Here is an 8,677-nt window from a genome sequence, read left to right as displayed (position 1 = left end):
ACGATAATGGCCGCAGGCCGCCATTTCATCGAACCGCCAACGCCCCTGATCGAGCGTCGGATAGCTGCACTCGACGCCGGTGGCGAACATGAACCTGTCTACCGGCGGCGCCCGGGCCGTCGCGGCGGGGCGCGCCGGTTTGCCTCGGGCGACTTTGACGTCTGGCGGCGAGCGCCTCTTCGGGCAGGCTGACGCTCATTTTCTGATCCTTGGCGTCGATCAGCGGCGCCGTGGTCTCAACCGCCTGCTGGACGGCGGTTCTCACGTCGGTCGGCTCGCGCCGCAACTCGATTTTGCCGCGGGTGATGCGCGCCACATCGAGAAGATCGTCAACGAGATGAATGAGGTGCGACGTTTGCCTCTCAATCAGGTTGTCAAGACGGCGGATCTCCTCGGGAACATTGGCGCGCTTCAAGACTTGCAGCGCATTGTGGATGGGGGTCAGCGGATTGCGCAGTTCATGCGCGAGGATCGCCAAGAACTCATCCTTGCGGCGATCCGCATCGCGCAGCGCTTGCTGCAGCAATTGGACTCCCGTCGCGTCCGCGGCCTGGCGCGCGTAGATGTCGACGAGACGTAGCTCATGGTCCGAGAATTGGTGCCGCTCGCGAAAATGCACCGAAAGCATAGCGATGAGCTTACCCGAGGTTAAGCAGAGAGGGGCCGCGACCACCGCGCGATAGCCAGCCGCCCGCGCTTCTTCCAGACTTGGGGCTAAGGCAGGCTCGGTTTCGACATCCTCGAACGCGACCCGTTTGCATTTGGCGAGGGCGAGGCCAGAGCTAGATTGAGAGGAAGCGTCGACGACGGCGTAGTGATCGAGAAAACGCGTCTGGAAGCCGCGATGCGCCACGAGCCGCAGCGTTTGGCTGGCCTCGTCAAGAAGCTGGATGCTGCCGAAATCCGCGCCGATCAATTCGATGAGGGCTTCGAGAATCGTGCCCAGCGGCCGTTCGAGGCGGTCGGCCTCGATGACTTTCGTGCTCAGCTCCTGCAGCCGGGTCATGGCGCGGAGCTCCGCAGCCAGGGCCTCCTCGACGAGCTTCAGCTTGGTGATGTCTGCTAAAGTGACAACGACGCCGTCGATCTTGTCGTCGAGCGTCCGATAGGGGCGCACCTGCATGGAGACCCAGCGGCCATCCGTTGTTTCGATGTTTTTATCGACAGGGGCAAGGCTTTTGAGAACGCTGGCGACGTCCTTTTCGAGTCCGTCGTAGACGAGTCGATGGCTGAAGTCCGAAAGGAGCCGGCCGATATCGGCTTTGCCGATGTTGAAAAAATCATGCGCCCGCGGCGTGAAGAATTTAATTCTGAGACCTGGATCCAGGAACAGCGTGCCGATTTCGGTCGACGCCACAAGGTTCTCAAGGTCGTTATGCGCGGTCGATATCACCGCCAGCTTGTTTTTCAGCTCGCTATTGACCGTCTGCAGCTCTTCATTGATCGATTGCAGCTCCTCCTTGCTGGTTTCCAGCTCCTCGGTGGTGGAGCGATATTCTTCGTTGATCGACTGCAGTTCTTCGTTGGAGGCCCGCAAATCCTGGGTCGCCTGCTCATATTCCCGGCGCCCGGCGCTCAGCCGCTCCTGGGCGGCGCTTAATTCCTGGCGCAGCCGCTTGATCTCCGTCTGGCCGACATGCTCCTCGTCTTGCCCCTCGGCGGCGGGCGGGGCCTTGCCGAGGTCCATGAAAAACACCAGGGCCTGACCGCCCACCGTCTCATCGCCGACGCGCGCCGGCGTGACGTGAAGAGCGACCAGATGCGGATCGCCGTTGAACGCGACAGGCATGGGCACGCTCAACGACGATTCGCCTTTTTCCATTGCGCGCTGCAAGGCGAGCTTCAAGTCAACCCTCAGCTCGGGGCGCACCTGCGCCGACAAATCGGCGCTGAAGGGCCCCTCCAGAGGCCGAAAGAAGCGGCCGGCGTTCGGCGAGAGGTGAAGGATCTTAAGAGAGCTGTCTACGAGCACGCTCGGCGGCGCGCTTTCTTCAAGCGCCGCGGCATGCGCGCGGCCGACCCCGGCCGCAGGTTCCTTCTGAACCGGTTGCGGCGGGCGATGCTCTATGTGATCGAAATCAGACGTGAGCTGCGGCAAAACGGGAGCAACCTTGTCTGATGCGCCAAGTGCGACATAGATGCGGGCGTCGCGATCGACCGGCGAGAACAGCGACCTGGCGACGTCCATCGTCTCAGCCGAACCGAGGAACATGTAACCGCTCGGCTTCAGCGCGTAATGGAACAGCGCGCAGAGTTGGTGTCGCAGGTCGCGCTTCAGATAGATCAGCAGGTTGCGGCAGGAGATCAGATCAATCTTGATGAAAGGCGGATCCTTGAGCGCGCTGTGCACAGCAAAAAGCACGAGCTCCCGCAACTCCTTCTTCACCCGATAGAACGACTCGTCTTGAACGAAGAAGCGCTTCAGACGCTCGTCGGATACATCGGCCTCGATCGACTTTGGATAACGCCCTTCGCGCGCGGTCGCCAGCGCGGCTTCATCAATGTCGGTCGCGAAAACTTGAATCTCAGGGTGCGCGCCGCGCCGCCTCTTCGAGGAGCAGAATTCCCAGGCTGTAAGCCTCCTCGCCGGTCGCGCAACCGGCGACCCGAACTCGGATCGAGGCCTCGCCGTCAAGCCTATCAAACAAAGGCTTGATGACGTGCTCGGCGAGAGCGGTGAAAGCCGTCGGGTCGCGGAAGAACGACGTCACCGAGATCAGCAGGTCCGAAAAAAGCTCGTAAACCTCACCCTTGTTGCTCTGGAGGTAGCGATAATAGTCGGCAAGGCTTTCCTGACGGGCGACCTGCATCCGGCGCACAACGCGCCGCGTGATCGTCGCGCTCTTGTAGTTGGAGAAATCGTGACCGGTGCGGCGGCGGACAAAGGCGACAATCTGGCGGATTTGCTGTTCGACGTCCTCTCCCTCTTCTTGAAGAATCGCCCTCTTGCGGCGCGCCACCTCGGCAACGCGCTCGGTCAGCTCCTTGATGGGCGCGACGAAATCGACGAGGCCCGTTGAGATGGCGCTTTCGGGCATCATCGCATATTCGGCTTCGCTGGGTTCCTGGGCGAAGATGACGCCGCCCGCCTCCTTGACCGCGCGGATCCCCAGCGTGCCGTCCGAACCGGACCCGCTCAACAAAACCGCAATGCCGTCGCCTCTCGCGGCGGCGACGGAACGGAAGAACATGTCGATCGGCGAGCGATGTCCTCTCGTTTCAGTGAACGGGCGCGCAGTCAAATCGTCTCCCGCGATTTGGGGGGATGACGTAAACGCAATTAGGTTTAAGCCTCGCTTCCGCTTCGATTTGACCGACCGGCATCTTCGTCTGATCGGCCAGGATCTCGCTCAGGGCGCTGGGATGGTCCGGGGCAAGGTGCACGACCACCACATAAGCCAAGCCGAGGTCCGCTCGGACATTGGCGAAGAAGCTTTTCAAAGCGGCGACGCCGCCGGCGGAAGCGCCGAGTGCGCATACCGGCGTGTGAGAAGCAAGCGGGTTAGGGTGGTCATTTTGGTTGGTCATGGCGTTCGCGCCCGGCCTAATGTGACGTCCAGCTGATAGATAGCTTTTGCCAGACCTTCTGACGAGCGTCGGAGCAAAGGCGCCGCTAGGCCAGGATCGTCTCATGGCGGCGACCAACGCGCTGTATTGGCCCGGCCTTGGACCTGGCCCCAGAGCGCGCGCGGGACCCCCTCTCTGGGCTTGCGAGAGCGACAATTACGGGCCGACGGAGGCCGCCACGAAGAACTCGAGCATCAGAGCGCTATTGCGCCGGAGCGACACTGATCCTGGTCGTCACCGAGTTGGCGATGAAACATTCGCGGTGCGCTTTGTCATGCAGCCAGCTGAGCTCAGCCCGCGTCGGTTCGGTGTCGCCGTTGAACGTAATCTTTGGGCGCAGCTCGACCCGCGTCACGGCAAGCTTGCCGGTGGCGTTCTTCTCGAGAAACCCAATTGCGTTATCTTCGTATCCGTCCACGACGAAGCCTTTGTTCGAGGCGAGGGCGAGGAACGTCAGCATGTGGCAGCTGGACAGGGCCGCAACAAACGCTGATTCTGGGTCGACGCGGCTGGGGTCGCCCAGATAGGCGGGCGCCGCCGAGGCCGGTAGCTCGACGCCGTTCTCGAAGTGCCAGACATGGTCGCGACTGTAATTCTTGTAGCCGAAATCGGCGCCGTCGCGGGCCCATTTCACAGTGGCCGTGTGTTCGGACATGAAGGGTTACTCCTTGCGGGGCGCCAGCCGGAGATGGGCCTCCTGGCTTCGAAGTCAAAGACGGAAAGTTCCGATCCGCGATTTGCGGACCTCCAGACGTGGGAGCCCCCGCGAAGGCGCGCAACGCTCGTTTCGGGCAAGATGCGGGTTCACAGCGCGAACCTTGGGCCGGACAAGTCAGGCTAGGAAAGTAAGGCGAACTCGGGAGCCCGGCTGGAGTCTTTCGAACTCTAGCTCGCCCCCTAATTGCTTTGCCAGCTCCCTCATATAGCCGAGGCCGTGTCCGGACACAGACGCAGGCGGGTCGAAGCCAACGCCGTTATCTTCGACGACCATTTCCCAATGCTTGTTTAGCCTCCGAAACGTTGTCCGCAATATTCCGGAAGGAAAATCACGTAATCCATGCTTCAGAGCGTTCATCGCGGCTTCAGAATAAATGAGACCAACGCACCGCGCCCGGCGATGGTCGAGACGCACGTCATTCTCTACCTGTGTCTCAAAGCTAACTTTGTCGCCGAAGGCCTGTTGTATCGAGCGCGATAAAGCTGGCAATAATTCGGCGACGGAAATGTCTTTTTCATCCCCGCATAGGGCCTCGTTCAATTCGCACACGCTGGCGAGCCGTGTGATGCAGCGCATACAAAGTTCCGGTTGCTGAGCAGTTCGAGCCTGAGCCGATAGAAGCAGTGAGAGGGCTTGCAAAGCATTGCGAACCCGGTGCTGCTGTTCAGCACAGTGATTTGCGTATTCCTGGACTTGTCGCTTCGCGGCATCGAGCTCCAGCTCAAGCTCGGTTACCCGTGAACGCAAATCTTGGACTGGCCACTCTCCCGGCATCGCCTATACCCCTCAAAACGATAGCTAGCAGCAAATAACTCCCAATCAATGACGAACGCTCTGTGGAAGGTTCGCATGGTTCTGGCTATGCTCCGCTTCGGTCCTACGTCACTGAACATCGGTCCCTTTGAACATTGCCTGAACCCGCTCGGCCAATTCATCGAGCGTGAACGGCTTGCGCAAAAGCTCCATATTTTGGGCAAGCTGCAATGTTTCCGCCGCTTTGCCCGCATATCCGGTAATGAGCAGGATCGGCAGATCAGGGCGCGCGACTCGGGCCGCGTCAGCCAATTGAAGCCCATTCAACCCGGGGAGGCCGACGTCACTGATCAGCAGGTCCAGCGGCTCGCCTGACTCTATTACTTTCAAACCTGCCGTCCCGTCGCCGGCTTCGATTGTATTGCAGCCCATTTCAGTGAGGGTGCTGACAATTTGAGAGCGCACCTCCTCCTGATCCTCGACCACTAGGGTTTTTCCTCGATGCGCCGCGCAAGGAGAACTGAAATGCGCCACGGTCGGCTGATCGTGGACGGCTGGGGATGGAGCCGGCGCGCGTCCCGGCAAGTAAATGCGCGCTCTGGTCCCCTCGCCAGGAGCGCTTTCGATCCGCACGTGCCCGCCAGATTGTTTGACGAAGCCGTAAACCTGCGACAAGCCCAAGCCCGTCCCCTGGCCTGTCGGCTTTGTTGTGAAGAACGGTTCGAAAACACGGATGAGCAGGTCGTGGCTGATGCCCACGCCGCTGTCCGTCACCTCGATCTCAACATAATCCCCTGGCTGCATATCGGAATCGGAAGCTTCGGTTGTCAACGTCCGATCGGCCGTGGTGATCCTGAGCACGCCGCCTTGCGGCATAGCGTCCCGCGCGTTGATCGCCAGGTTCAACAAGGCGCTCTCGAGTTGGGAGGGATCGCAGGTCACGCTCCAGCGACTGCAGCCCAAGCGCAGATCCAGATCGATCTCGGGGCCCAACGTGCGGCGCAGCATCTCCTCCATGCCTGCGACAAGCTTGTTGGGGTCGATCTCACGCGGCAACAATGTCTGTCGGCGCGAGAAGGCCAGCATGCGGTTGGTGAGACTGGAAGCGGTGTCCGACGCTTTCCGTATCGCCGCCAGGGGGCGATCTATCGCATTCGCGCGCCCAAGCGCAATCTGGCGCTCGATGACATTAAGGGAACCGACGATCACCTGAAGAACATTGTTGAAGTCGTGGGCGATGCCGCCGGTTAGTTGGCCGAGCGCTTCCATCTTTTGCGCATGGGCCAGCCGCTCCTCGCTTGCAAGCAGCGCGGCATTGGCGCGGCGCAATTGTTCCACCGAAGGAAGGGCGAGAAAATGCGGTAAGGTCCACCATAACGCGACCGCCGTCGCGATCGAGGCGATCGCGGTCGCCGCTTTGACGAGTCCCTGCAGGCCGTAAAGCGGAGTCCAGAGGGTGAATAAATCGAGCCAATGCGTCGTGCCGCAAAGCATGATGAAGGCGGCAAATAGCCATAACAGTGGCCGAAATATCAGATCGCCGCGCCGCTTTCCCACGATGACAAGCGTGAGGGGGATGGAGAAATAAGCCAGCGCGATGATCGTGTCGGAAACCGCATAGAGCCCGATCAGTCCCGGTTCCCACAGTAAACAGTATCCATGTGGCGACAGGCCAGAGGTGTCAAAGAGCCACTCGCTCAGTGCGGACAGCATGGAACCAACTCCCAGGGAGGAATTGCAGAAGCCGTAGTGGGTGACGCCCGCGCTTCGCGCCCCTATGGCAACCCTCAGCTCTGCGCTATATTTTCCTCTTGCGATACAGGGCGTTCACTGCGTCTTAGCTTTCGTCGAAACGCCCTAGCGACGCTGTTTTCTAGCACGGTTGTCGCTGCGGCGACGACTTTTCAAGAGGGCTTTTCCTGCACGAGCGGCGAAAATTTTCTGTCCGAAACTCAAGCCCACCGAGCCCCTGTCGATCATCGCCGGCCTGTGGAAGGCCAAAGTCCGTGGACGAGATAGAAAAATCGAGAGACTGCCAGCAATGCAAAGCTGAATTGCGCTCGGAGGCCCAGGCGCTCAGGCGGCTGAATGACGCCGGTTCGCGTCTTTGGCGGACGACCTGCTTGCGCGCTGGGTTTATCAGGGTTGTCCATCGGAAGGCCTTTCCACCGTTCAATTTAAGCAAGCTTGCGTGAGTTTGGGGGCTCTAAACTTTGGGCGCAGCTGGGCCATTTTATAGGAGTAGATACGGCCCATTCTTTTTGGCGGCTCTATCGGGCTTGGTTGTAAATTTCGTTTCGGCATCTTTTTGGCGGTCGCAGAGCATGAGTGAGGCGCGGTAGGTGAGACGATGCACAATTTTTTTCGGACGCTGGCTCCTGAGCGGTTCGATGCGGACGTCGTCATCCATGCGGACGGCAGCTACGCCTACTCCTACGACGGCGCCCTGATTTTCACGCCGGCATTGATTCAAGCCTGCCACGCCGGCTACCTGGACCCGCAGTTTGAAGCGCGATTGAAAAATGCTGCGACGCAATTATTAAACGAGGGCTTTGCAGAAGCAAGCTATGTCGGCAGGGGCCGTTATCGTGTCATATTGAGGCGCGCAGTTGCAGATGGGCGTGCCTCGTATTTTCCGTCTCGGGAAATGACCATATTCACAATCCGGCCGCGCCACGACGGCGCGATCCTCATCATGGGTTCGCGTCCCGACGCGACGGCTCCGTGCCAGTTGGTCGGAACCGACGCCGAGATCGACGGACGGCTTATCGTGATCCTCGATCCAGGCGTCGAGGTTATCAGCCATAATGCGCAGAGCAAGCTCGCGACGCTTGACGCACACGGCCGCTATCAATGGCGCATCAAATCGCCTGACGCCGACCCGTTCATAATCGTGAAGCCAACGTGACGGCCATATGAGCGGCCGCTCCGGTCCTGTAGCGCTTCTGCTCGATGGGAGTGTCCATGTCGCCCGCTCCTCGACGCGCGACAAATTAAGAATGGGCTTACGCCGAGAAAATAGGGCAGATCAGCCTCTCCGGCGCGCGCGCCCGGCGAGGCCTCTCCGGCGCAGGCCCATGAGAGATCATCCAAGTCGCCACCCGCCAATGGAGACCACCCGCGCGCCACTGGCTTCTTTGACAAGGTGATCGCGCGAACCATCCATTCCGCGAAGCCCTCGACCTGTTCCTGGAAAAGTCATGTTCGCGTCACGGGCAGCGCGAAGCTGAATATGGTTCCTCCACCAGGGCTATCTTCGGCCCACAGCTTTCCGTGATGGTCTTCGATGATCGAATGTGAAATCGACAGACCGACGCCGAGCCCATGCGGCTTGGTTGTCGTAAACGGTTCAAACAGTCTCGACCTGACATCTTCCGCCAGGCCGGGACCCGTGTCGGCGACATCAACACGGATCATGTTTCCCTCAACGGACCGGGTCGACACGATCATCTTGCGCTTCTGGCAGCCGTGCATGGCGTCGATCGCGTTGCGCTTTAGGTTGACGACCACCTGCTCGATCTGCACCTTGTTGATCACGACCAAATCGTCTTTCGCTTCGAAGCGCACCGTCGTATCAACGCCCGCTTCCCTGGCGATGGCGTCGGTGAACTCGCAGGCTGCTCGCACGACGTCGTTGAG

The 8,677-nt window shown here is 60.1% G+C and carries 8 protein-coding genes; 1 reads left to right on the top strand and 7 read right to left on the bottom strand.

The window, feature by feature from the left end; all coding sequences use genetic code 11:
• Nucleotides 1-25: 25 nt before the first annotated feature.
• The 6 genes from ACR652_RS26260 to ACR652_RS26235 form a co-directional block, all read right to left on the bottom strand.
• Nucleotides 26-2,635, bottom strand: coding sequence for a CheR family methyltransferase (locus ACR652_RS26260; protein WP_434509428.1), 2,610 nt, complete (start codon nucleotides 2,633-2,635; stop codon nucleotides 26-28).
• Nucleotides 2,526-3,242, bottom strand: a complete 717-nt coding sequence (locus ACR652_RS26255; protein WP_434509427.1) for a chemotaxis protein CheB — start codon at nucleotides 3,240-3,242, stop codon at nucleotides 2,526-2,528. The genes ACR652_RS26260 and ACR652_RS26255 overlap by 110 nt, the downstream gene beginning before the upstream one ends.
• Nucleotides 3,220-3,528 carry a chemotaxis protein CheB gene (locus tag ACR652_RS26250; RefSeq protein ID WP_434509426.1) on the bottom strand — a complete coding sequence of 103 codons (309 nt, stop codon included), beginning with the start codon at nucleotides 3,526-3,528 and terminating at the stop codon, nucleotides 3,220-3,222. The genes ACR652_RS26255 and ACR652_RS26250 overlap by 23 nt, the downstream gene beginning before the upstream one ends.
• Nucleotides 3,529-3,769: 241 nt before the next feature.
• Entirely contained in the window at nucleotides 3,770-4,222 is a 453-nt protein-coding gene (locus tag ACR652_RS26245) for an OsmC family protein (protein WP_434509425.1), read from the bottom strand.
• Between the two features lie 177 nt (nucleotides 4,223-4,399).
• Complete coding sequence (locus tag ACR652_RS26240) at nucleotides 4,400-5,059, bottom strand: histidine kinase dimerization/phosphoacceptor domain -containing protein (protein ID WP_434509424.1); 660 nt, start codon at nucleotides 5,057-5,059, stop codon at nucleotides 4,400-4,402.
• 108 nt (nucleotides 5,060-5,167) lie between these two features.
• Nucleotides 5,168-6,751, bottom strand: coding sequence for an ATP-binding protein (locus ACR652_RS26235; RefSeq protein WP_434509423.1), 1,584 nt, complete (start codon nucleotides 6,749-6,751; stop codon nucleotides 5,168-5,170).
• A 637-nt stretch (nucleotides 6,752-7,388) separates the two neighbouring features.
• Between ACR652_RS26235 and ACR652_RS26230 the strand changes: the two genes are divergently transcribed.
• A complete protein-coding gene (locus ACR652_RS26230) occupies nucleotides 7,389-7,946 on the top strand; it encodes a hypothetical protein (protein WP_434509422.1) in 558 nt (185 codons plus the stop codon).
• Between the two features lie 290 nt (nucleotides 7,947-8,236).
• Here ACR652_RS26230 and ACR652_RS26225 read toward each other — a convergent pair.
• Nucleotides 8,237-8,677: sensor histidine kinase (locus tag ACR652_RS26225; RefSeq protein ID WP_434509421.1), on the bottom strand; the 441-nt coding region annotated here is incomplete at its 5' end.

It is taken from the genome of Methylocystis sp. (assembly GCF_051061225.1).
Classification (GTDB): Bacteria; Pseudomonadota; Alphaproteobacteria; order Rhizobiales; family Beijerinckiaceae; genus Methylocystis.
This window is presented reverse-complemented; position numbering and strand designations above follow the sequence as displayed.

Excerpts from the sequence above, each read along its gene's own strand:
- ACR652_RS26250 (WP_434509426.1), bottom strand. The coding sequence starts at position 3,528 with ATGACCAACCAAAATGACCACCCTAACCCGCTTGCTTCTCACACGCCG.
- ACR652_RS26245 (WP_434509425.1), bottom strand. The coding sequence starts at position 4,222 with ATGTCCGAACACACGGCCACTGTGAAATGGGCCCGCGACGGCGCCGAT.
- ACR652_RS26240 (WP_434509424.1), bottom strand. The coding sequence starts at position 5,059 with ATGCCGGGAGAGTGGCCAGTCCAAGATTTGCGTTCACGGGTAACCGAG.
- ACR652_RS26235 (WP_434509423.1), bottom strand. The coding sequence starts at position 6,751 with ATGCTGTCCGCACTGAGCGAGTGGCTCTTTGACACCTCTGGCCTGTCG.
- ACR652_RS26230 (WP_434509422.1), top strand. The coding sequence starts at position 7,389 with ATGCACAATTTTTTTCGGACGCTGGCTCCTGAGCGGTTCGATGCGGAC.